Origin of the sequence: Diplocloster modestus (assembly GCF_019042245.1) — a bacterium.
Taxonomy (GTDB): domain Bacteria; phylum Bacillota; class Clostridia; order Lachnospirales; family Lachnospiraceae; genus Diplocloster; species Diplocloster modestus.
Genome location: NZ_JAHQCX010000001.1, coordinates 137,940 through 163,145, shown reverse-complemented (window position 1 = coordinate 163,145; position 25,206 = coordinate 137,940). Strand labels below are relative to the sequence as shown.

General features: G+C 48.8%; 18 protein-coding genes. 5 read left to right on the top strand and 13 right to left on the bottom strand.

The window, feature by feature from the left end:
* Positions 1-119: 119 nt before the first annotated feature.
* The 4 genes from KTH90_RS00875 to KTH90_RS00860 all read right to left on the bottom strand — a co-directional run bounded on the left by KTH90_RS00875 (position 120) and on the right by KTH90_RS00860 (position 5,296).
* Entirely contained in the window at positions 120-836 is a 717-nt protein-coding gene (locus KTH90_RS00875; RefSeq protein WP_238726098.1) for a ComF family protein, read from the bottom strand.
* A complete protein-coding gene (recD2, locus tag KTH90_RS00870; protein WP_238726097.1) occupies positions 833-3,058 on the bottom strand; it encodes an SF1B family DNA helicase RecD2 in 2,226 nt (741 codons plus the stop codon). Before recD2 ends, KTH90_RS00875 begins: the two co-directional genes overlap by 4 nt.
* Before the next feature lie 135 nt (positions 3,059-3,193).
* Positions 3,194-4,186, bottom strand: coding sequence for a rod shape-determining protein (gene mreB / locus KTH90_RS00865; protein WP_158341832.1), 993 nt, complete (start codon positions 4,184-4,186; stop codon positions 3,194-3,196).
* Positions 4,187-4,381: 195 nt separating this feature from the next.
* Positions 4,382-5,296: a diacylglycerol/lipid kinase family protein gene (locus KTH90_RS00860; RefSeq protein WP_238726096.1), complete on the bottom strand. Its 915-nt coding sequence runs from the start codon at positions 5,294-5,296 to the stop codon at positions 4,382-4,384.
* Between the two features lie 265 nt (positions 5,297-5,561).
* Between KTH90_RS00860 and KTH90_RS00855 the strand changes: the two genes are divergently transcribed.
* Positions 5,562-5,975 (top strand): hypothetical protein, encoded by a 414-nt coding sequence (locus KTH90_RS00855; RefSeq protein WP_158351560.1) that lies wholly within the window; start codon positions 5,562-5,564, stop codon positions 5,973-5,975.
* A gap of 59 nt (positions 5,976-6,034) precedes the next feature.
* The gene (locus KTH90_RS00850; protein WP_158351558.1) at positions 6,035-6,571 is read left to right on the top strand and encodes a hypothetical protein; all 537 of its coding nucleotides are present in this window, start codon (positions 6,035-6,037) and stop codon (positions 6,569-6,571) included.
* A 64-nt stretch (positions 6,572-6,635) separates the two neighbouring features.
* Here KTH90_RS00850 and uvrA read toward each other — a convergent pair whose 3' ends face one another.
* The 8 genes from uvrA to KTH90_RS00810 form a co-directional block, all read right to left on the bottom strand.
* Positions 6,636-9,476 (bottom strand): excinuclease ABC subunit UvrA, encoded by a 2,841-nt coding sequence (gene uvrA / locus KTH90_RS00845; protein WP_238726095.1) that lies wholly within the window; start codon positions 9,474-9,476, stop codon positions 6,636-6,638.
* Positions 9,477-9,493: 17 nt separating this feature from the next.
* Positions 9,494-11,506 (bottom strand): excinuclease ABC subunit UvrB, encoded by a 2,013-nt coding sequence (uvrB, locus tag KTH90_RS00840; RefSeq protein ID WP_275061293.1) that lies wholly within the window; start codon positions 11,504-11,506, stop codon positions 9,494-9,496.
* Positions 11,507-12,101: 595 nt separating this feature from the next.
* A complete protein-coding gene (locus KTH90_RS00835; protein WP_238726093.1) occupies positions 12,102-12,350 on the bottom strand; it encodes an RNA polymerase sigma factor in 249 nt (82 codons plus the stop codon).
* A 207-nt stretch (positions 12,351-12,557) separates the two neighbouring features.
* Complete coding sequence (locus KTH90_RS00830; RefSeq protein ID WP_275061292.1) at positions 12,558-13,793, bottom strand: cation:proton antiporter; 1,236 nt, start codon at positions 13,791-13,793, stop codon at positions 12,558-12,560.
* A complete protein-coding gene (locus tag KTH90_RS00825) occupies positions 13,790-14,404 on the bottom strand; it encodes a TetR/AcrR family transcriptional regulator (protein WP_158351549.1) in 615 nt (204 codons plus the stop codon). The genes KTH90_RS00830 and KTH90_RS00825 overlap by 4 nt, the downstream gene beginning before the upstream one ends.
* A 98-nt stretch (positions 14,405-14,502) precedes the next feature.
* Entirely contained in the window at positions 14,503-17,595 is a 3,093-nt protein-coding gene (locus KTH90_RS00820; protein ID WP_238726092.1) for a PAS domain-containing hybrid sensor histidine kinase/response regulator, read from the bottom strand.
* A gap of 166 nt (positions 17,596-17,761) precedes the next feature.
* A complete protein-coding gene (locus tag KTH90_RS00815; protein ID WP_238726091.1) occupies positions 17,762-19,117 on the bottom strand; it encodes an MATE family efflux transporter in 1,356 nt (451 codons plus the stop codon).
* Positions 19,118-19,532: 415 nt separating this feature from the next.
* Complete coding sequence (locus tag KTH90_RS00810; protein ID WP_238726090.1) at positions 19,533-20,579, bottom strand: PLP-dependent cysteine synthase family protein; 1,047 nt, start codon at positions 20,577-20,579, stop codon at positions 19,533-19,535.
* Positions 20,580-21,042: 463 nt separating this feature from the next.
* Here KTH90_RS00810 and KTH90_RS00805 point away from each other — a divergent pair, with 463 nt between their 5' ends.
* The 3 genes from KTH90_RS00805 to KTH90_RS00795 all read left to right on the top strand — a co-directional run bounded on the left by KTH90_RS00805 (position 21,043) and on the right by KTH90_RS00795 (position 24,679).
* On the top strand, positions 21,043-21,816 hold the full coding sequence (locus KTH90_RS00805; protein WP_158351542.1) for an alpha/beta fold hydrolase: 774 nt from the start codon (positions 21,043-21,045) through the stop codon (positions 21,814-21,816).
* Between the two features lie 3 nt (positions 21,817-21,819).
* Complete coding sequence (locus KTH90_RS00800; RefSeq protein WP_238726089.1) at positions 21,820-23,382, top strand: UDP-N-acetylmuramoyl-tripeptide--D-alanyl-D-alanine ligase; 1,563 nt, start codon at positions 21,820-21,822, stop codon at positions 23,380-23,382.
* Positions 23,383-23,464: 82 nt separating this feature from the next.
* On the top strand, positions 23,465-24,679 hold the full coding sequence (locus tag KTH90_RS00795; protein WP_238726088.1) for a D-alanine--D-alanine ligase family protein: 1,215 nt from the start codon (positions 23,465-23,467) through the stop codon (positions 24,677-24,679).
* Here the strand turns inward: KTH90_RS00795 and KTH90_RS00790 are convergent.
* On the bottom strand, positions 24,645-25,172 hold the full coding sequence (locus KTH90_RS00790) for a DNA-deoxyinosine glycosylase (protein WP_238726087.1): 528 nt from the start codon (positions 25,170-25,172) through the stop codon (positions 24,645-24,647). The two genes, KTH90_RS00795 and KTH90_RS00790, sit on opposite strands and share 35 nt — an antisense overlap.
* Positions 25,173-25,206: the final 34 nt, after the last annotated feature.

Sequence of the window (25,206 nt, the reverse complement as noted above, 5' to 3'; positions counted from 1 at the left end):
GCACGCAATCATGATCCCTTCCGGGAGATGCACACTCCGCGCTAAGGAAAGCGCTCCGGCGCAGATATAATGTCTGTCGACATTATATCATAAAAGCCCGGGAATGAAAAGTAATTTGGTCAATATCCCCTGCCAATCGCCAGGCACACGAAATACACTCTATCCACGCCATTGGCTTTCAGTGCCTTCGCCAGCGTCTCCATGGTACTTCCGGTGGTATAAATGTCATCCACAAGCACTACTGTTTTACATTCTATCGTATTTGGCATTACATGAAAAGCGGTTTTTAAATTATTCTTACGTTCTTTCTCATTTAATTCTTTCTGGGGAATTGTTTTCTTAATACGATATACCAGATCGGTACGGACAGGTATCTGAAATTCTTTCGAAAGACCTCGGGCCAGCAATTCAGCCTGATTAAAGCCGCGGAAAGCAAGCCTTGACTTGTGTATGGGGACCGGGATCAGAGCATCCGGCTTCCATCGCTGCATCTGCATGCGGCTGGCATGGATCATCTCCTCCACATAGTACTTTGCGTATTCACGCCTAAACGGCGGGTATTTATATCTGGCGATACTGCCTTTCATACGTGTGTCATAGACAAACACCGCCACGCCGCTCTCATAATGATAAGTCTTTCGGCTGCAGTCATAGCAATATTCCGCCGTTTCATTTTCCAAAGGTTTTCCACACTTTTTACACTTGGGCTCGCCAATCCTTTTGAGAAGAGGGCGGCATTTTTTACAGATTTTTTCCCCGTAAGGTGTCACGATCTGATCGCAGACCGGACACCTTCTGGGAAAGAAAAAGTCTAACAACAGTTCTTTCCATCTCATATATGCTGCTGTGACACCTCCCTGATCCGGTCCCGGAGACCGGAATAACGTGACTGTTCACTCTCATTTTCCACCATAGCCCGAAACGTAGCTTCGCTGCCTATTATCGTTACACACCGTCTGGCCCTGGTCACTGCCGTATACAGCAGGTTCCGGTTCAGAAGCATCCTGGGCCCCGTCAGGAGCGGTATCACCACCGCGGGGTACTCACTCCCCTGGGCCTTATGAATCGTAATGGCATAGGCCAGCTCCAGCTCTTCCAGCTGTTTAAAACTGTACTCCACGCACCTGCCCTCATCGAACTCCACAGTTAAAAGCTCCGCGAACAGATTGATTTCTTTGATTACACCCATGTCACCGTTGAAGACGCCGGTCCCTTTGTCTACCGGTATTCCGTAGCGGCCCCGCACTTCCCATTCCAGCTGATAATTATTCTTGATCTGCATCACTTTATCGCCTTCCCGGTAAATGTGATCGCCGTATTCCTTCTCCCGCTTATTGGGCCCGGGAGGATTTAACGCCTGCTGCAGTGTTTTGTTCAGCTGTTCCACGCCCAGATTGCCTTTGCGCATGGGGGTCAGCACCTGAATATCGTAAGGCCTTGCCTCCACATAGGGCGGCAGCTTTTTGTCAACCAGATAAATGATAGACTGCGCAATGACATTGGCATCCTCCCGCTTCAGGAAATAGAAGTCTTTGCTTTTATTGTTCAGAAGCACCTGCTCACCAGCGTTGATCTTATGCGCATTTACCACAATATCGCTCATGGATGCCTGCCGGAATATTTTCGTCAGCCGTACTACATTGCAGCAATGAGAATCGATAATATCTTTCAGCACACTGCCGGGGCCTACCGAAGGCAGCTGATTCACATCCCCAACCATAATCAGGCGGGTACCTACCGTTACCGCTTTTAGCAGAGCATTCATCAGGCTGATATCCACCATGGACATCTCATCGATCATGAGGACATCCGCCTCCAAAGGGTTCTGCTCATTTCGTTCAAAATTTATCCGGCCGTCATCATCATCCGGCACATAGGACAGCTCCAGCAGACGGTGAATCGTCTGCGCTTCATAGCCGGTGGCCTCGGTCATCCGCTTTGCCGCGCGTCCTGTAGGCGCAGCCAACCGGATCTCCAGGCCTTCCGTTTCGAAGAATTTGATCATGGCATTGATCGTGGTTGTCTTTCCGGTGCCGGGACCTCCTGTTATTACCAGCAATCCGTTCTTCACCGCTTCGATCACGGCCATCCGCTGCATCTCATCCAGCTCAATATGTGCGATTTCTTCGATTTTCTCCAGCCGTTCACTGATCTTATCAGTAGAAATCTCACAGTTTACATTCAAATCATGTAACATAGCAGCCACGTTTAACTCCAGATAGTAGTACTGAGCGGCGTATACATTCCGGACTCCGTCTTTTTCCTTTACGATCAGTTTCTTATCTATACAAAGATCCATGATAAACTTCTCGATATGAGGGATCTCCACCCGGAGCAAGTCTCCTGTCCTGTTCAGCAGCACAGGTTCCGGCAGATAGGTATGTCCTTCCGCTGCCGCCTGCATCAGAACAAAGAGAATACCGCTGCGGATCCGGTAGTCTGAGTTGGATTGTATCCCGACTCTGGCCGCTATCTCGTCCGCTATCTTGAATCCCACTCCCGCCAGTTCGTCGGCCATCCGGTAAGGGTTCTCCTGTATGATCCCATATAGTTCCTGGCCGTAATGCCCGTAAATTTTGGCCGCCAGGTTGGTACTGATCCCATATTTCTGGAGAAATATCATAGCATTGCGCATATCATGTTTGTCCACAACCTGAGCCGCGATCTCCTGTGCTTTGCGTTCGCTGATCCCCTTAACCTCCGCCAGCCGTTCCGGCTCTTCCTCCATAATACGGAATGTGTCCTCTCCAAACCTCCGGACGATCCGGGCCGCAAGGGCCGCTCCGATTCCCTTGACCGCACCGCTCCCCAGATATTTCTCAATGGACATGATATCCTCCGGTGTTTTCAGTTCGAAGGTTTCCACCTGAAACTGGCGGCCATAGATCTGGTGATCCGTATAGCTGCCGGATGCCTGTAATCGCTCGCCCTCACTGATATAAGGAAAAGATCCGACACAGGTTATCTCCTCCCCTTCACTGATCATGGACAAAACCGTATATCCATTTTCTTCATTTCGGAACACAATATGCTCTATGTAACCTTCCAGCTTCTCCATCCCGTCATCCTTCTCATCTTAATAGAGTTTCGCAACCGAACCTCGATTATATTCCGCCTGATGCAACAAGGGACGGGGGCTTCTGACCGGCTCGACAATGCGAACCTCAAAGCCTCCGTCCCCGTTTATTCAGCTTTAATCATCCCTTTTTCCGGACAGGAACTCTACGAACTTACCGGTCCCGATGGCCACAGCGGTCATTGGATCCTCTGCTGTCATGGTGTTAATGCCCGTCTTTTCTTCGATCAGTTCTTCCAGTCCCCGTAAAAGGCTGCCGCCTCCGGTCAGGACAATTCCACGGTCCGCGATATCAGCCGCCAGCTCAGGAGGAGTTTTCTCCAATACGCTGTGCACCGCTTCCACGATCTGTGCGGTAGTCTCACGAAGGGCTTCTTCCGTCTCATCGGAGGTAACGGTAACGGTCTTCGGAAGCCCCGTAACCAGATTTCTTCCCCTTACATCATAGGAATCCGTCTCCGCTCTGTGGTAGGCCGATCCGATCTTTATCTTGATATCTTCTGCCGTTCTCTCTCCGATCAGCAGATTGTGTTTTTTACGCATATAACGAACCAGCGCTTCATCGAAATCATCGCCGGCGATCTTGATCGAGGTGCTGACCACCGTACCTCCAAGGGAGATAACCGCGATATCAGAAGTACCACCGCCGATATCTACAATCATATTGCCGCAGGGCCTGGCAATATCAATCCCAGCGCCGATGGCAGCTGCAATGGGTTCCTCTATAATAGAAACTTCCCTGGCTCCGGCCTGGTATGTCGCATCTTCCACGGCTTTTTTCTCCACTTCCGTTACGCCGCTTGGAACGCAGACACTGATCCGGGGTTTTCGGAAGGTCTTCTTGCCGATGGCTTTCTGTATAAAATATTTCAGCATTTTCTCCGTAACGGTATAATCGGAAATAACACCCTGTCTCAACGGACGCACCGCTACAATATTACCGGGAGTTCTTCCCAGCATCAGCCGGGCCTCTTCTCCTATGGCTTTAATTTTATTCGTATCTCTATCAAAAGCTACAACCGAGGGTTCTTTCAGTACAACGCCTTTACCTTTGATGTACACCAGAATACTGGCTGTACCAAGGTCAATCCCGATATCTGTTGCTATCATGACAATCCCCTTTCATCATACTCGTTTTTCATTTATTTTTTCCAATCGTAAGCATCTTTAAACGTGTGTATTCATTATTATATACAATTCATTTAAAAAATCAAAGTATTTTCATAATTTTTTACGTTTTCCCCAATTTCTGATGGGAATTTATTCTATTTTTATCGTTAACGCTGGATATTCCTGCTCTATTTTCTATCTCAGAGCCATTTCCGGCTTCTTCACCATGATCTCCACTGCCTGGTGATGGTTTTCTATGAACACATGGGTATGCTCTCCGCCGAATTCTCCATCCAGTGTCCAGGGAATCTCCTCTCTGCATTCAATATGCAGGCTTCCCGTTCGGAATGTGTACATATGTTTGGTGTTTATTTCCTTAATCAGCAGGGATGAGAGGATCTCATTTAGTTCTATGGGATTCGTGGGTTTTTTGATCAATGTGACTTCAAACACTCCGTCATCCAGTACCACATGTTTTCCTATAATCGATTTAAACCCGCCCACTGATCTCGAATTTGTGACCATGCCAAACATAAATTCATCTTCGATTATCTTACTGTCGTCGTCATAGGTTACCCGGATCCGATAAGACTTGATCGAGTACAGGCGCTTCACTCCTTCCAGCACATAAGCCATATGCCCCAGCACGTTCTTCCGTTCCTGCGGTGTGAGATAGGATACGTCCGTAAATATTCCAAACGCCGCGATATACACAAAGAAATTGTCATTGAACGCTCCGATATCGCAGGGAAAGCTTTCTCCGCGCACAGCAACCCGGGCGGCATGGAGCATATTTTTGGGCAGCCCCAGGCTGTTGGCAAAATCGTTGGTGGAACCGGCGGGGATATACCCAATGGGAATCCGCTGGGTCCGGTTCATCATACCGGTTACCACCTCATCCAGCGTACCGTCGCCTCCGCTGCATACCAGCAGGTCATAATCGCCGGCATCCTCACGGGTTTTTTCCTCCGCATCCTTACTTCTCTGCGTGGGGTACGCAGTGATTTCGTATCCGGCCTTGGCGAATATATCCAGGATCCCGGCCAATTTATTTTTAATTAACTCTTTACCTGCATGTACATTATAGATAAACAGTAATTTCTTCCTCATACAGACTCCTTCTATCTAATCATTACCATCACAATTGTACTACTTGCGTTTCCATCCCGCAACTTAATTTTCTCTTAAATATATACGATAACAGGAAAGCGTCGGGTTTTATTATAGTGCCCGGACATTTCCCTGAGATATTTTAATTTCATAGAGACATTTTAAAATTTAGAAGTTAACAATTGTAATTCAGCGTTGTATAATAAGGATAATAAACGATACTGACTGGCATTAGATCGGAATGGTTTGTGGAGGGGATGGTTTCTTGAAAATTGAACAGAATCGGGGGGCTTATGCAGCTCTTGCTCCTGAAAAGCGCAGCACCGCAGACGAAAGAAAACAAAGTGCGCAGACTTCCCGGCCGGAAGATCATATTTCTGCTGCCGGCGGTATGCCCATGGATCGGTTTGTGAAAACGGCAGGTGACAGCCGGAATACTGCCGCCTATCTCAGTCACCTGAATTTGCAGCAATGGATGCCCGGCGCACAGATTTCGATACAGGATCTGTCGGGAAAAGAACAGATTATCCTTTATGCCAGGAGTCATCAAGAGCAGTTCCAGCTGGTATTGCCCCCGGACATACTGCAGAAAATGCAAAACGATACAGAGTTCAGAGACTGGTGTCTGGAAGAGCTCACTAAGACCTGGAAGTCTCTGCTTAACCAGGTGGAGCGTTAGCCCTGTTTAAGGGGAATTCCATCAGCCGTTATCATAATAAAGACGGCTCAACCATCACTGTGAAAAAGAAGCCTTCCTACACTCCATCCAGAGATCTGGCCCGACTGGCCAGAGCCAGAAATCAGCAGATGGTTAAGGTTACTATCAGTTCCATCCGTAGAAATATCTATCAGCTGAAATCCGGCTCTTATGCCGTGAAAGAGGCTATGCCTTTGACGCATCAGGCGGAGCAGGTACTGCGAAAGGCGCTGTTGAAGAGCAAACAGCTAAAAAAAGAAGAACTCATAGCCTCTGCCCGGAAGAAGGCTCAACGCAATCATAATCTGAAAAAAGCCATGTATTTCAAACGCCTCCTCAAAGAAAAACAGGTAAAAAGAACGGTTCGTGAATACGGGCAAATACATGACTATTATCCCAGCCCCCAGGAACTCAAGGCAGAAGAAAAACGTCTGAAAGACCAGCTGGAAAACATCTCAGGTGGAATGACTCAGAGCAGTCAGGATATGCAATCTTCGCCTGCTGTTCCGGCAGGTATCCCTTCCGCTGCCGCCATGCAGGGCGGCGAGGCTGCTGTCACGATAGATATTACCGTATGATCCTCTTTAAAAATCCTGTATCTTATCCCCTGGCTTTCGGGAAGTCTCTCGTCTGAACGAGCAGCTATTCCAGATATTTCGCCACATACTGCCCTGTGTAGGATTTCGGATTCTTCGCCACTTCTTCCGGCGTTCCAGTCGCTATGATCGTACCGCCGGCATCGCCCCCTTCCGGGCCGATATCTATAATATAATCCGCTGTTTTGATTACATCCAGATTGTGTTCGATGACCACAACCGTATTGCCGCCTTCTGCCAGCCTCTGAAGGATCTCGATCAGCTTATGGACATCTGCGAAATGCAGGCCGGTGGTCGGCTCGTCCAGGATATAGATCGTCTTTCCAGTGCTCCTCCGGCTTAACTCAGTAGCCAGCTTGATTCGCTGCGCCTCTCCCCCGGACAATGTAGTGGATGGCTGACCCAGCTTGATATAAGACAGGCCCACATCATTCAGTGTGGAGATCTTGCGCTGAATCGACGGCACGTTTTCAAAAAATTTGTTTGCCTCCTCTACCGTCATGTCCAGCACATCGTATATGTTCTTTCCTTTGTAATGAACCTCCAGTGTCTCGCGGTTATAGCGTTTTCCCTGGCAGACTTCACACGGCACGTAGACGTCCGGCAGGAAATGCATCTCTATTTTTATAATACCATCCCCGCTACAGGCTTCACACCGGCCGCCTTTCACATTGAAACTGAATCGGCCTTTTTTGTACCCCCGCTCCTTGGCGTCAGGGGTACCCGCGAACAAATCCCGGATCTGGTCAAATACTCCGGTATAGGTAGCCGGATTCGACCGGGGTGTTCTTCCGATCGGGGACTGGTCTATATCAATCACCTTATCCAGCTGTTCTACTCCCAGAATCCCTGCGTGCTTTCCGGGTATCGTCCGCGCCCGGTTCAGTTTCTTCGCCAGGGCTTTGTACAGAATCTCATTGATCAGGGAGCTTTTACCTGACCCGGATACTCCGGTGACACAGGTCATAACGCCCAGCGGAATGTCCACGTCGATGTTTTTCAGGTTATTTTCCCTGGCTCCTTTGATCGTCAGGAAACCAGTGGGCTGCTTACGCACTTTCGGCACCGGAATTTTGATCTTTCCGCTCAGATAGGCTCCGGTTATGGAGTCTTTGGATTTCATAATCTCCTCGGCCGTTCCCTGGGCCACCACATGTCCGCCGTGTTCTCCGGCTCCCGGTCCTATATCGATCACATGGTCCGCCGCATACATCGTATCTTCGTCATGCTCTACCACGATCAGCGTATTCCCCAGTTCCTTTAGGTTATTCAGTGTCCGGAGCAGTTTATCATTGTCCCGCTGGTGCAGCCCGATACTGGGCTCGTCCAGGATATAAGCTACGCCTACCAGACCTGAGCCGATCTGTGTGGCCAGACGGATCCGCTGTGCTTCCCCCCCGGACAGAGTCCCGGTGGCCCTGGCCAGGGTCAGGTATTCCAATCCCACATCATTCAGGAATCCGATACGGGATTTGATTTCTTTTAAAATCTGCTTGCCGATCAGCATCTGCTGGTTTGTAAGCTCCAGATCATTCAAAAACTGCCGCAGATTCAGTATGGACATGGAGGTTACTTCATGGATGTTCTTGTCTCCCACTGTTACCGCAAGGGCGGATTGCTTCAGCCTCTGGCCACCACAGGTTTTACAGGGGGTGATACGCATAAAGGTCTCATATTCCTGTTTCATAGTATCGGAACCGGTTTCCCGGTAACGGCGTTCCATATTCCGGATCAGACCTTCGAAGGCCACATCATAGACGCCTTCTCCCCGCTGACCTTTATAGTGCACCTTTACCTCGCGGCCGTTGGTCCCATTAATGATGACGTCCCGGATATCCTCCGGCAGCTCCTGGTAGGGTGTGTGAAGATCAAATTTGTATGTCTCTGACAGAGCCTTCAGTATCGCATGGGTAAAGCTCCCGGAGTCTGTACTGGACTGCCAGCCCATGGCCACGATCGCTCCATCGGCCAGACTGATAGATTTATCCGGTATCATCAGATCCTCATCAAACTCCATCTTGTACCCCAGACCGTAGCAGTCCGGGCAGGCGCCGAACGGATTGTTAAAGGAAAAGCTTCTGGGTTCGATCTCGTCGACGCTGATCCCGCAGTCCGGGCAGGAAAAGCTCTGGCTGAAATTAATCGGGTCGCCTCCGAACACATCCACGATCAGCAGGCCTTCCGCCAGTTCCAGCACATTTTCAATCGAATCCGTCAGCCTCTTTTCGATTCCCGGTTTTACGATCAGGCGGTCCACTATAATTTCTATGTTATGTTTGATATTCTTGGATAATTGTATATCTTCCGAGAGTTCATACTGGTTCCCGTCAACCCGTACCCGGACGTATCCGCTTCTCTTTGCCTTGGCGAACAGCTTCGTATGCTCGCCCTTTCTGCCCCGGACTACCGGCGCCAGCAGCTGAATGCGGGTTCCTTCCGGCAGCTCCAGGATCTGGTCTACCATCTGGTCTACCGTCTGTTTCTTAATCTCCCGGCCGCATTTCGGACAATGGGGAATTCCGATCCTGGCATACAGCAGCCGGAAATAATCATAGATCTCCGTCACAGTTCCAACCGTGGAACGGGGATTCCGGTTTGTGGATTTCTGATCGATGGAGATGGCCGGCGGCAGCCCTTCTATACTCTCCACATTGGGTTTTTCCATCTGTCCCAGGAACTGTCTGGCGTAAGAGGACAGGGATTCCATATACCGCCGCTGCCCTTCCGCGTAGATAGTGTCAAACGCCAGGGATGATTTGCCGGATCCGCTCAAACCTGTGAGTACCACAAATTCATTGCGCGGGATGTCCACGCTCAGATCCTTCAGATTGTGCTCATTTGCCCCCCGGATTTTAATGTAATTTTTTGTATCTTTTATTTTTGTCATCGTTCTTACTCCTGCTCTTATCCTTCCAGATCATGCAGCTGCTTATTCAACTCGATCATCTTATCACGCAGCTCTGCGGCAGCTTCGAAGTTCAAATCCGCCGCCGCCTGTTTCATTTGTTTGTTCAGATCCGCCACCAGCTTCTCCAGTTCCTTTTTGCTCATGGATTCCGGGTCTTTTTCAAATATCATCTCCTGTTTCGCCACAGCTTTGGAGATACTGATCAAATCCCGCACCGCTTTTTGGATCGTCTGGGGGGTAATTCCGTGCTCTTCATTATACTTCTGCTGTATCTGCCGTCTCCGGCCGGTCTCCTCCAGGGCTTCTTTCATGGAATCCGTAATCTTGTCCGCGTACATGATGACATGTCCCTCGGAATTACGGGAAGCCCGTCCAATGGTCTGGATCAAGGAGGTAGCCGAACGCAGGAACCCTTCCTTGTCCGCATCCAGTATGGCGACCAGGGTAATCTCAGGAATGTCCAGTCCCTCACGCAGCAGGTTGATTCCCACCAGCACGTCGAATACATCCAGACGCATATCCCGGATGATCTCCGTGCGTTCCAGTGTATCGATGTCGGAATGCAGATATTTTATACGGATTCCCAGATCTTTCATATAGTCTGTCAGATCTTCCGCCATCCGTTTGGTCAGTGTAGTAATCAGCACCTTGTGGTGTGCTGCCACCTCTTTATTTACCTCACCCACCAGGTCATCGATCTGTCCTTCCACAGGGCGCACCTCCACCTCCGGGTCCAGCAGACCCGTAGGCCGGATGATCTGTTCCGTCCGCAGTAGCTCATGCTCCGCCTCATACTCTCCCGGCGTCGCGGACACGAACATGAGCTGGTTGATCTTGCTCTCGAATTCCTCAAAGTTAAGGGGCCGGTTATCTCTGGCCGAGGGGAGCCGGAATCCGTATTCCACCAGAGTCTTCTTCCTGTTCTGATCCCCAAAATACATGCCCCGGATCTGAGGCACTGTCTTATGGGACTCGTCGATCATAATCAGAAAATCATCTGGAAAATAGTCGATCAGCGTCCAGGGCGGTGTACCGGGTTCCAAACCCGACAGATGCCTGGAGTAATTCTCGATCCCCGAACAAAAGCCGGTTTCCCGCAGCATCTCGATATCAAAATTTGTCCGTTCCGATATTCTCTGAGCTTCCAGAAGCTTGTCCTCGCTCTTAAAATAGCGAATCCGCTCTTCCAGCTCTGCTTCAATATGCTTACAGGCCTCATTGATCTTATCCTGCGGAACCACGTAGTGGGACGCCGGAAAGATGGCAATATGTGTAAGGGTATTCTTAATCTCACCGGTCAGCATGTCAATCTCAACAATCCGGTCAATCTCGTCTCCGAAAAATTCCACCCGCACCGCGGTTTCACTCCAGTCAGCCGGGATAATCTCCAGAACATCGCCGCGCACCCGGAAGGTACCACGTTTAAAGTCCATCTCATTTCTGTCATACTGCATGTCGATGAGTTTACGGATCACCTCCTCCCGGTCTTTCTGCATTCCCGGACGCAGGGATACGGTCATATTCTGGTAATCCACCGGGCTTCCCAGGCCGTAGATGCAGGACACACTGGACACAATGATCACGTCCTGCCGCTCCGACAGCGAGGTAGTCGCGGAGAGCCGCAGCTTGTCTATCTCATCATTGATGGAGGAATCTTTTGCAATATAGGTATCCGAAGAGGGGACATATGCCTCCGGCTGATAGTAGTCATAGTAGCTCACAAAATACTCCACGGCATTCTCCGGGAAGAACTCCTTGAACTCTCCGTATAACTGCGCGGCAAGGGTTTTGTTGTGGGCAATGATCAGGGTCGGTTTTTGTAACTGCTGAATGACATTCGCCATGGTAAATGTCTTACCGGAACCCGTAACCCCCAGCAAAGTCTCGAATTGGTTGCCTTCTTTAAAGCCTTTTACAAGGGCTTCGATGGCCTGGGGCTGGTCGCCGGTAGGCTGATATTCACTGTGTAATTTGAACAAATTTTCCAAAATTCCACCTCCAAATTTCATAGTAAAAAAGTTCGTCTATCTACCTTAAATTCGTGTGATATTTGTATGGCCAATTGATAGATTATCTAATTTAACCTTATACAGATTTAAGTCACACCACCTGAAAATAATTTTTAAGTAGTAATTTATCGTATGGGTTTCTACATTAGTATAAAGGCCCCATCATTTTATGCGTAAACCAAACATTTTCATCAAAATATATTGCATTTACATCACTTTCTCCAGTTGCTGTGATAAAAGTAAGGTCTGCAAGGTTTTGTTGTGGTCAATGTTGAGACTAACAAGAATTATACCATAGACATTCAAAAAAGTATAGGAAAAAATGGAACACTTGTTCTTTTTTCCGCATCTAAATATTACCAACCTAATTCCGTTTGTATATTTTAACAAGCTGTCTAATCCATATCCAATATAAGATTTAAAAAAGACGGAACGCCAGCTTAATGCTGAAATTCCGTCTTTACCGGCTTAGAGAAATACTACTACAATACTGGAAAATACACCAACACCGTCAGAAGTTAACCGGATTACGTTCCTACATAATACTAGAACGTCACTCCAGTTTGCCAGGGCCCCCTCCAATATACCGGAATTCTTACAGGATAAAATGACCCGCTGCTGAAATAGCCGTCCCCAGCACCGCCGACATAACCAGCAAAGTCGAGAGCTGGGTAATGATTTTGATGATAATTTCCTGAGTTGCATCCTGCGCGTCATAAAGGCTCCCCAGCATTCGAAGGGAAAGGTTGTAGATCATATCCTCTACCTCCAAAATCAACCCTTCCAGCGCCTTTTTGTTGCCATCCACGGCTTTGTCAATCAGTTCAAAAGTTTCCGTCTGCATGCAATTTCCTCCTTCTATTACTTTCACTATATTAGACAGCCAAGAACGCAGGTTGTGACAATTTTTTTATAAACCTTCACTCTCCAGGATAGTCAGAAGCTCTGCAAAGCTTGAGATACTTGTGATATCCTCTGGTACCGCTTTCCCTGCCCGGTTTAAAAGCAGCGGACGGATACCCCGCTGACCTCCAATGCCTTTTCTTATACCTTATGGAGCAGTTATTTCCGGCTTTCCTGTCTCTCCCGCCCATTCAAATCCCTTCTTAGCCAAGATCACAGCGATTACTTCGTTGACCACAGCGGCAGCCGCAATCGTGCCCTGAACGATTTTTGCTTCCTCAGGAGCTGGAGCTGACAGCGTAGATACCACTATTCCGGTAAATACCAAAGAGACACCGGAATGAGGGAGCAAAGTAAATCCCAGATATTTCTGAATGACCTTCGGGGATTTCGTGATACGCGCACCGAACCACGCACCGCTGTATTTTCCGATGGCGCGGGTAATTATATAGACAGCGGTATACGCGCCTGCCCCCAGAATCAAGTGATAATCCAGCGGCGCTCCCAGATTAAGGATCACCACAATCAGGGAAAAGCCCAGAATAGGATTAAACTTCTTCATAAGGCTTTCCAGCTGCGTTGTAGGGATTATATTGGCGAATGCGGCGGAAAATGCCATACCAATCAGCATAAAATTCAATACGGGCTGCGGCATAATCCAATTGTTAAATAGAAATCCGACGCCAGCCGCAGCCAGAATAAAGGCAAGAAGAACGGGCAGCGCATACCGTCCCCGAACCTTTTTCAACACAAATCCAGCGGGTATTCCCACAATTACACCGATCAGCAGCGGAAGAACCGGCGTCAGTATAATCACCCAAACCGGCATCGCCTGAGCGGACACTTTGGCGGATACCACAGAAATGACTGTAAAAAACACCACAACGCCTACGATATCATCCAAAGCCGCCATGGGGATAAGCGTCTTTGTCACCGGACCGTTGGTCTTAAACTCCCTGACGATAGAGAGAGACGGTGCTGGAGCAGTAGCTAATGCAATGGCCCCGAAGACAGCGGCAAGATATAACGGAACTCCTTCAATAAAAAAAATAATGCCGAAAACCAGAGTTACTACAAGAAAGGTGCCCAGAGATTCTGTCAGCGTAGTCACGATAATCTGTTTTCCAGAACGTCTGATCACTTTCCAGATTATTTCCGTACCAATCATCAGACCCACAGCGCACTCCAGAATATGGACTGCATTTTGGAACCATACGGCATCTAAAACAGAGGTGTCGATGAGCCGAAAGGCATGCGGCCCCAGAATCATACCCGCCAGCAGCCAGCCTAGTATTGATGGAAGTCTGATTTTCGCCACCAGTTTCCCCAGTAATAAAGCGAGCACAAAAGCGATGGCCAGCCTAAGAAGCGATATCGTTATCATACGGTCTCCTCCTTCGCTATGCCATACAGGAGGATATCCAGGTTCTTCCGCAGCTCTTTTTCATGTAGTTCCAGCACATTTTGCGCCGGAGCATCCTTCAGCTTTGTGATCATCAGACGATGAAATATCTCCTGAAACACCTGGAAATACTCGATCGCATCCTCCTCGGAGATTCCATCACGCAGCTTTAGTCCCGCAAGCTGCGCGCGGAACACGGACAGATTAAACTCATCAAAACAGGCCTTCCGCTGCTGTATCTCTGCCCTTAAATGTTCCGGCGGACGTTCAACCGCTTCAAAAAAAATTTGCGCGAATGAGGGGTATTCTTCAAAAAATTCCCATCTTATCTGAAAATATCCCGGAAGCGTCCGCACCTCTTTATCCTTTTCTCCCTGCAGCCTTTCCATGAGCTGGTCAAAGCAGGCACTGACACATGCAAGGTACACCTGGTCCTTACTTTCAAAATAATGATAAATTTTACCTTTTGAAATACCAGCCTCATTAAGCGCAGTATTCAGGGAAGAGCCCTCATACCCATGTCTGCCAAACTCTGCGACGGCAGCGGTAATGATGGCCTCCTTACTCTTAGTATTCTGTTCCTCTCGGGTCATATCTTCACTCCTTTTTTACTAAAACAAAAAACAAACCAATCAGTCTGTTTCATAGTATATCACAAACAGACCGATCGGTCTATATTATATTCAAAAAATTATAGCTCTGTATATTTTCCATTCCTGCCCCGCAACACTTTATTCAATGTAAAAAACAACTGATCCTGGTCAATCGGTTTCGTAAGGTATTCGTCCACTCCCATCTGCTCGGCTTCCTGCCTCTCATTTTCAAACGCGTTAGCCGTCATTGCTATAATCGGTATACTCTCAGCCTCCGGATGCATCCCCTCCCGGATCATCTTCGTGGCCTTTAGTCCGTCCATAACCGGCATCCGGATATCCATGAGAATGGCCCGATAGGTTCCAGGAGCCGACCGGTTAAATTGATCCACAGCCTTCTTTCCATTTTCAGCGGTATCTACCTTAAGACCGCGCATTTCCAGAATCGTCTGCGCGATCTCCCGGTTCAGTTCACTGTCTTCCACCAGCAGCACCTGTTCCCCCTGATAATCATAATCTCCGGTATCAGGCAGGCTGTCCTCCTCATATAAAATTTCCGTTTCCTGGGGGTACTCTGCTTTTTGCATCGGCAATATCACCGTGAAACAACTGCCCTCACCCTGACTGCTTTCCACCGAGATGCTGCCTCCCATCATATGAATCAGATTCTGCACAATGGCAAGCCCCAGCCCGCTTCCCTCAAAGACCCTTCCGCCGTTTTGTCTTTCCTGCTCAAACGGTTCGAAGATCTTTTGCTGAAACTCCTTCGACATGCCGATCCCATTGTCTTTTACCACGATACGAGTCCACATAACATCCTGAACCTGGCGGATTGGTGTGATACACAGGGACACCTGCCCGGCTTCATCGGTATATTTTACCGCGTTTGTGAGCAGATTCATCAGAATCTGATGAACGCGCAGGGAATCTCCTATATAAGTCCCTTTGACCCTATCGTCAATCTGTATTTGGAGCTCCTGATCTTTCACCTTGGTCTGCCCTTCAATCAGCAGAATAACGCTCTCAATCACTTCCTGGATCTGAAATGGTTCATTGACAATATTTATCTTCCCGCTCTCAATTCTGGACATATCCAAAACATCGTTCAGCAGGGAAAGCAAAAACTTTGCAGACAGTCCTATTTTCGCCAGGCAGTCTTCGATCTTCGTGCGGTTATCCAGATTCGCGGCGGCAATAGAAGTCATTCCCATAATAGCGTTCATCGGAGTCCGGATATCGTGGGACATCCGGGAAAGAAAATCACTTTTGGCAGTGTTTGCCTGTTCCGCCATCTTAAGGGCATCCTGCAGGACCAGATGCAGCTCGTGGATATCACGGAAAGTCAGAAGAATCAAATTATCCTCGCGTCCTTCCAGGAGAGTGCCGATCATTTCGCACCACCGGTACTCCCCGGCGGCATTCAGCCGGCGCACTTCCAGTATAATCCTCCTGTCTTTATTCCCGATTCTTTGACGGATATGATCCAGCTTATAAAATTCAAAGAATCTCTCCCGGTCTTCCGGATGGACAATGGTCTCTCCGTATTCTTTATTGAACGCCTGAAAATTCTCCTGTTCTTTTATCGCGCTCATGAGCTCATCCGATTTGTAAGAAATAAATTTACCGGTGTCCAGATTCAACACGATAAATTCTCCAAAGAGAGTCATTACACTATCGATTAACAGTTTTTCCTTGGAACGATATTCTGCTTCTGTCATCTTAAGACGGTTAATGTCCCGCATGGTCCCGATCAGACGCATAACTCCATTCTTACCGCGCATGTAATCCGCCTGGATCAGATACCAGTGATAATCCTGGCCCTGATATGGGATTATACGCACTTCCGCCTGGTGTGATTCCCCCATAATTAACTGTTCTATAAGAGGCTGATCCGGGGGATATATGACCTCGGCCACCTTTTCATGATACTTTTCCATACGGACAGCCTTCCCGCCCATCTGTGCATTCTCCTGGCTCAGGAACAGATCCTCCTCAGGATAATATTCAAAAATGACATCCGCGGAATTTTCCACAGCAATCCGGTATTTGAGCTTTTCCTGCTCCAGTTCCGCCTCCGCTTCTTTGCGTTTCGTAATATCCAGCATCACCAGGGTATACTCCGCGATTCCGTTCTGCTCTCCGGTTTTCTTCCCCTCTATATGGAACCACTGTATCAGGCCCTGTTCTCCCCTGACCCGCCCGTCGAAATTCACCGGAAGTCCCCTGGCAGAACTGGTTCTGCAGTATTCTATATTTTTCTTGCTTTGGAAGAAACGCAGTCCGCCGCCCGGATCCGTCCCGGAGATATTCAGCATTTCCCGGCAGTTACGGCTGATTTCCATTATAGTAAACTGCTCATCCGCCAGGCATTTGATCACTCCGCCCGGAATACTGTCAAATGCAGTCTGTCGCTCCAGCTCCAGCTGATCCTTCATTTTCTTATGAACATCTATATTTTTACAGAGAGTGATCTCCATCACATCCCCTTGTTCCGTCATTCTCTCCAGAAATACGACCCGGACAAGCACCCACTTATAATTTCCATCCTGATAAAGCTGCGGAAATTCCAGTTCCACCTCCTCCTGGCCGGCCGCATAACAAGCCAGAAGATTCTGCCGGTTGAACATCTTCAGATAGCGTTCCCGGTAGTCAGGATGCACCGTCTCCGACGCCGTCAGCGGCAGATCATCGAAGATCCCGGAAGGCCGGGGCAGAACCGCCTGGGATGATTCCTGGCTCAATTTTACATATGTATTTTTCGTCAGGTTTACCGAATAGATCACCGGATACTCTTTCCCCGCCACAATAACCAGTTTTTCTCTTTCCCGTTCCAGCTTCTGCTCTTCCAGGCTGGATACATGTGGCGTGACAGAGATCAGATATGCCGGGATATTTTCATCACCCCAGGTAAACTTAGTGGCTGAAATGTCCACAACCTTTCCGAAAGGATCGCCATAACTGACCCTGGTATTCGTCTCCTGGTCTCCCATCGTAAGCAGCGGGCAGTTGGAACAGCTGCCTTTCCACACTTCATGGCAGATTTTTCCAAGTGAAATATCCGGTGTGATCTCTTTGACTTTATCATTAAAAAAGAGTAGTTCATGAGTATCCCGTCTTATTACATAAACGGCAGTGTTCCCCATATGATTGAGTATTTTACTTAAGCTCTCCGTCCCTGCTCCGTCCATCATCCCACATTCCCTCCTTTACGCACACCATACCCCTTGCCGAATGCGGCGTCCTTCCAGCCCCCGCACCGGCGCTTCCTGCTGCGCATAACACATATCCTTTAGAATCTAATTATACTTGATTCCTCCCTATTTCACAATCATCTTTGTGCAGGCCGTTCTGTCTGGATCACAGATCGGCCAGTTTCTGTCTGTACATGTGGCGGAACATCAGTAACGTCATGATAATGGAAGCGATCTCCGAGATGGGAAATGCAAACCATACCGCCCCAAGGCCGATCGTTATAGCAAACAGGTATGCCACCGGCAGGATAATAACCAGCTGACGGACGATGGAAATAATCAGGCTGTATATCCCGTTCCCCAGCGCCTGAAACACGGAAACAACCGTAATGCTTACACCGGCAAACACAAAGCTTAAGCTGATAATGCGAAGCGCCGGCACGCCGATCTGCAGCATCTGCTCCGAAGCATTGAACAGCTTCAGCAGCTGTTCCGGGAAAATCTCAAAGATAAATACTCCCACCAGCATAATCCCCACAGCCAGTATGGTACTTAATTTTACCGTATCCATAATCCGTTTTCTGTTCCTGGCCCCATAGTTATAAGCCACGATCGGAACCATTCCATTGTTCAGTCCAAAGATCGGCATAAAAATAAAACTCTGCAGTTTAAAATAAACCCCAAATACGGAAACGGCCGTAGAGGAAAACATCAGCAGGATTTTATTTACCCCAAACGTCATCACCGAAGAAATGGACTGCATGATAATAGAGGGAAATCCCACCGCGTAAATGTTCCGGATCGTTTTCGCGTTCGGCCGGAATCCCCGGACCTTCAGTTTGATCTCCACGTTCTTCTTTTCATTAAAATAAAAACTCATCAGCATGGACACAGTCTGGCCTATTACGGTTGCGGCAGCAGCCCCGGCGACTCCCATTTTCGGAAATCCCAAAAGTCCGAAGATCAGAATCGGATCCAGCACAATATTAATCACAGCGCCGGTACCCTGGGTGATCATATTATAAATCGTTCGTCCGGTCGACTGCATCAGCCTTTCAAACGTAATCTGCATAAAAATACCAAGTGAAAATATGGTACAGATCATCAGATACTCTGTTCCATATTGAATAATCTGTGCATCATTCGTCTGTGTTTCGAAAAAGATCCTCGAAAAAAAAACGCCGAACAAGGCAAACGCCAGGTAGCTCAAAATGCCCAGAAAGACCCCGTTTTCCGCCGCACGGTTCGCCTCCTTAAAATTCTTTTCCCCCAGGCTTCTGCTCAGCAGCGCATTGATCCCGACGCCGGTTCCTGTAGAAACCGCGATCATCAGGCTCTGGATCGGAAAGGCCAAAGAAACCGCAGTCAGTGCATCCTCCCCGATCATAGCCACGAACATACTGTCCACTACATTATATAAAGCCTGCACCAGCATGGATATCACCATCGGCAGGGACATCGTAATCAATAATCTGTTGATCGGCATAACACCCATCTTATTTTCCTGTTGTATTTCTTCCATAGTCATCCTCCTGTTTGTGGTTCTGCTACATTTTTATTTTACTAAGGGAAGGAGCGGGCTGGGGCAGGAAGGGGCTTGTGGGGACGGGCGCAGCGGAAAAGGGAACCGAATCCAGGGCGGGGGCCCAAACGTCACAGGCTGGAAATCGCTTCGGCCGGATCTAAGAATGGGTAACTCCGAAGGGAACGGAACCTTTTATTCGCAGGTCCGGGCCAAACTCGCCAAAATACGGCTCAAACAGTGGCCCGAACCTGCAAGGTTCCGTTCCCTTCTCCGTAACCCATTCTAAGATCCGGCCTCAAGCGATTTCCAGCCTGTGACGTTTGGGCCCCCGCCCTGGATTCGGTTCCCTTTTCCGCTGCGCCCGTCCCCGCAAGCCCCTTCCTGCCCCAGCCCGCTCCTTCTTTGGTGATAGTTATAGATCCATGTGCTCTGATTTTTGGCATGATGGACAGGGATGGGCTGTCACACTTAGAAGCTCCAGTTCTTTGGTTATATAGGTATCTTTCATTTCCTGTGGTTCGGAATAGTCTGTTGAGAGATATTTTTTATTGTCGTCTGCGAAGGTGGTGACAAATACGCTGTCCTGCCCCAGCTCTTCCTGCTTCATTACACAGCCGATGAAGTTCGCGCCGGAGGATACTCCGACACCTAAGCCCAGCCGCTCAGAAAGCATTCTGGCCATGATGATGGAATCACCGTCATCTACGGAGACCACCTCATCCAGTACCGGAAGCTTCAGCAGATCCGGTATAAATTCATCTGAAATTCCCTGGATTCTATGTTTTCCGACTTTATAACCGGTGGAAAGTGTGGGGGAGTTCAGGGGCTCTAGAGGATAAGCTTTGCAGGAAGGATTGCTGTCCTTGAGTGCATGGCCGACTCCCATAACGGTTCCGCCGGTTCCCACGCCAGCTACAAAACCGTCCGCTCTTAGTCCCAGTTCTAAAAGCTGCGCTACAATCTCCGGTCCGGTTGTCTCATAATGCGCTTTCGTATTGTCCTCGTTAGAGAACTGGCGGGGCAAGAATACGTTCCCTTTTTCCGCCAGTTCCTCGGTCATCCGGATCGAACCCAAGAAGCCGCCCTCTTCCCTGGAAACCAGACGTACATTAGCCCCATAGCTCTTCATCAGATTCACACGTTCACTGCTCATCCAGTCCGGCATATAGATCACTACCTCATGCCCCAGATAACTGCCCAGGGCAGAAAAAGCGATTCCAGTATTACCGCTGGTCGCCTCCACGATCTTATCCCCGGGATGAATACTTCCCTCCTGATAGGCTTTCTTCATTATATAAAAAGCCACCCGGTCCTTTATATTACCGGTGAGGTTATATGATTCCATTTTGGCAAAAATCCGTCTTTTTGTCCCCTTAAATTTAAACTGAATCTCCAACAACGGCGTCCTGCCAATCATCGGTTCTATCCGATCAAATAAATTCATTTTTTCTAAATCCATTTCCATTACGCTCCTTATTAAATTCACTTTTTTCATCATAACCCTTTCGTTTTCCTCTGTCAATGCGCACATTTTTATCCCATTCCCCTATACACAATTTATCCCTTTACTACTATTCACCAGCATTGACAGCATACGGCTCCGTCCCGGCCGGATCACTTATGGCAGAAAAAAGCATGGCCGAATAGCGGAGGGAGACTCAAGGGAAAATGGCGGCTCCCTGCCGGCATTTTCCCTGCTTTCAGAGGCTCCCGGAGCTGTTTATGAGGTTGCTTTTTTCCGCCATAAGTAATCCGGCCGGGCCGTACAGGGGGAACTTTGCCTGCAGCCGGACGATCCCTGCGCATCCCGGCCCCGGCAGCCCCGGCCCCCTCTAATTCCCCCCTCAGTTTTCTTGACAAAGGAGCTCGTCTCGCACTATAATGAAATGATCTCTATTATTATATGTTAAAGGATGATTTTATTGAATATTACGGTTCAGAATATTCGCACCAATTATATGGTATCCGGTGAAGGGGAGGATGTCCTGATCCTGCACGGGTGGGGCTCGAATCTCACTCTGCACAATCAGATGGCAGCTTATCTGGCGCCGCATTATAGAGTCTATGCTTTGGATATGCCTGGGTTTGGGGAGACACCGGAACCTCCGGCAGCCTGGAATGTAGATAATTATGTGGACTTTGTACTGGATTTTATCCGGGAAATGGGAATCCGTTCCGTAATCCTGATCGGGCATTCCTTTGGGGGCAGAGTGATTATTAAAATGGTGACCCGACGGAATCTTCCTGTGACATTTCCTAAACTGATCCTGATAGACAGCGCCGGGATCCTTCCGAAAAAAACTTTGAAACAAAAATGCAAAATACGAATATATAAATTAGGAAAGAAGATATTGAATATTGGTATTGTGAAAAAGCTTTATCCCGATGCCCTGGAGAGAATGCGCGCCAAAAGCGGATCTGCGGATTATAATGCGGCGTCCCCGCTGATGCGGCAGGTTCTGGTTAAGGTGGTAAATGAGGACCTGACCCCGCTTCTCGCTTTGATTTCTTCGCCCGCCCTGCTGATATGGGGGGAAATGGATACGGCTACGCCGCTTACCGACGGCCAGCTCATGGAAAAATTAATTCCGGGCGCCGGCCTGGTGACGGTCAAAGGGGCTGGTCATTTCTCTTTCCTGGAATCCAGCTATCTGGTTCACAAAGTTATCGGTTCATTTTTGAATATTAAGGAGTAATCTATGAATAATCTTATATTGGGTCTCTATGCAGTTTCCTTTACGGCTGCTTTTGTGGTGCTGTCCATTTATCACATGCACATGTTCCAGCTGAACTCCTACAAGCCCGGGCCGCATGTGCACTGGTTAAAGGAGCATCTGGGAAGTATGACCGGCCGGGTTCTGGCTCTGCTGGTCAGTATGGTTCTGCTGCTGATACCGCATCCGGTCTTTAAGGTACTGGCTATCGTCTGCAATCTGCTTACCCTTGTGGGGAACCGTCCGAAAAAGGCGAAGAAGCCTTTGGTTTTTACCAAACGGGTCATTCGCATGTTCGTGACTGACGGAATCTTGTTTCTGGTTCTGAGCGGCGGCGGCATTTTGCTGTATCGGTTCCTGCATCCGGCTTTTTTACTGGTGCTTCCCGCCATTGGCATCCTGGCTCCTTTTCTCATTTTATTGGCCAATCTGATCAACCGGCCTGTGGAAAAATCCGTTAACCGGCATTTTATCCGGGAGGCCGAGGATATTTTGAAGGCTATGCCCAACCTGACCATCATCGGTGTGACCGGCAGTTATGGGAAAACCAGCGTGAAGTTTTATCTGGGGAAATTGTTATCCGCTAAATATAACGTTCTGGTTACTCCAGGCAATTTTAATACAACGCTGGGTGTAGTGAAAACAGTCAGGGAGCATTTAAAGGCTACCCATGAGATCTTTGTCTGTGAGATGGGCGCCAAGACCGTCGGGGAAATTAAGGAGATCTGTGATCTGGTGCATCCGGATTATGGTGTAATTACTTCCATCGGGCCGCAGCATCTGGAGAGTTTTCTATCGATTGAGAATGTGATAAAAACGAAATTTGAGCTGGCCGATTCGATACCGCCTGCCGGAAAAGTATTTTTGAATTACGACAATGAATATATCCGTAAGAAGCAGTTGGATAAACCGGTGGTCACTTACGGGGCCGGGAATCCGGACTGCGATTTTCATCCTTATGATATTACGGTTTCCAGGAAGGGTTCCTCCTTTAAGCTGGATGCTCCTGATGGGCATACTTATGAATTCTCCACCAAACTGATCGGTATCCACAATGTGGTAAATATCGCAGGTGCCATAGCGGTGGCATGGGAACTGGGCGTCCCCATGCAGGATATCGTGACCCAGGTCCGTAAGCTTAACGGGGTGCCCCATCGGCTACAGCTGATTCCGGGTCCCACAAGGCTGATCATCGATGACGCTTATAATTCGAATCCCAGCGGGGCCAAGGCGGCCTTAGATACCCTGAACCAGTTCGAAGGCCTGAAGATCCTGGTTACTCCGGGAATGGTAGAATTGGGTGATCAGCAGTACCAATGCAATAAAACGTTCGGACTGCAGGCAGCCGCCGTCTGTGATTATGTAATCCTGGTGGGGCCCAAGCAGACAAAACCGATCCAGGATGGTCTGGCGGAAGCTGATTATCCTGCGGAGCAGTTCTTTGTAGTCAATGATCTGCAGGAAGGGTTACAGAAGGTGGACGGCATCAACGCCCACGGAACTATGAAGGTGGTCCTGTTGGAAAATGACCTGCCGGATAATTATTAAGCCGGTGCCTTTCCCATACTGAACTATATAATCCCCGGATATCTTCTATCCATATCTGAATCAAAATAAAGGAGTCAGTGTTATGAAAATCAAAGTTGGCGTTATGTTTGGCGGAATGAGCGTGGAGCATGAAGTCTCCGTGATCACCGGAATTCAGGCCTGTTATGCCTTCGACCGGAACAAATACGAGGTGGTCCCCATTTACATTACCAAAGAGAATCAGATGTATACCGGAGAATATGCCGGAGTGATCGAAGAATACCGCAACATTCCCGAACTGCTGAAGAAGAGCCAGCGCGTTCTCCCGGTAAAAGAGGGGAATAAACTGTGCCTGATGAAATATCCGATGAAAAAGTTCGGAAATAACGTGTACGATTATATAGATGTGGCGTTTCCCGCTGTCCACGGCACGAACGTGGAGGACGGCACTCTGGCCGGTTATCTTCATTTTCTGAATGTTCTGTATGTGGGCTGTGACGTTCTCTCCTCCGCGGTGGGAATGGATAAATATGTTATGAAAGCAGTGTTAAAAGACCATGATATACCGGTACTGGACTGCGTCGTGCTGAACATCCGGGAATATAATGCGGATACGGAGCGGCATCTGGCCCGAGTGGAAGCCCGCCTCTCCTACCCGGTAATCGTCAAACCTGTCAATCTGGGTTCCAGCGTCGGTATCCGTATCGCCCATGACCATGACGAGTTACTGGACGCACTGGATTACGCTTTTGAATTTTCCTCCAAGGTACTGGTGGAAAAAGCCATCACGAATCTGAAAGAAATCAACTGCTCCGTTTTAGGGGATTATGAATCAGCGGAGGCTTCTGAGTGTGAGGAACCGGTCAATTCCGATGAGATCTTAAGCTATGAGGATAAATATATGTCCGGGGGCGGATCCAAGTCCGGATCGAAAACCGGTTCAACAGGCGGCGCTAAAGGCGGTATGTCCAGCCTGAAGCGTAAACTGCCCGCCGAGATCAGCGGGGAAGTCCGGCAGCTGATCCGCAGCATGGCTGTGGATACCTTTAAGGCTCTGGGCTGCAGCGGTGTCGCCCGTATTGATTTCATGATCGATCAGGATACCAATGAAGTCTATGTAAATGAGATTAACACGATACCGGGTTCTCTCTCCTTCTATCTCTGGGAGCCTCTGGGCGTCCCTTATTCCGAACTTCTGGACCGCATGATCCGGCTGGCCCTGAAGCGGGAACGCGAAAGTGAAGACCTGCATTTTTCCTTTGATACAAATCTTCTGGCCGGGGTTACCCTCGGGGGAAGTAAGGGTTCCAAGCGCTGAGGCGCAGGGCTTCCTCCACAACCGCATAGGCAGATCTTAACTGCTCATAGGATAACGCGCAGTTGGCCGGGCTTGTAGATGGAAGCTGTGTGGCCGGCAACAGGGTCTTCGGATAGCAATAGCGTTTGTAAAGGGCGGCGGCTTTGGTTCCGGTGGTGAAAATGGTACGGATCGGGGCCGCGGCCAGGATTGGAGTCAGGTCGTTTGGGACCGGGTTGCGGATACTGCTGTCGTCGGCCCTGTGGATCTCGCAGGAGGCCAGGACATCCCATAACGCTATGTGATTCTCCCGCAGGAAGCAGATCTTGGCCTCATTCGTTCCCGGAAGGGGCTGGGACAGGATCTCTGACAGCACCTTCCAGAAACGGTTGCGCGGATGCCCGTAGTAGAAGCCGTTTTCACGGGATTTCGGGGAGGGCATGGTACCCAGTATTAAAATACGGGATTCTGTATCGTATATGGGTGGAAAGGCATGGGTAATATATTCGGACATAGTCAGGACCTCAAATTTATATCACTTTATTATT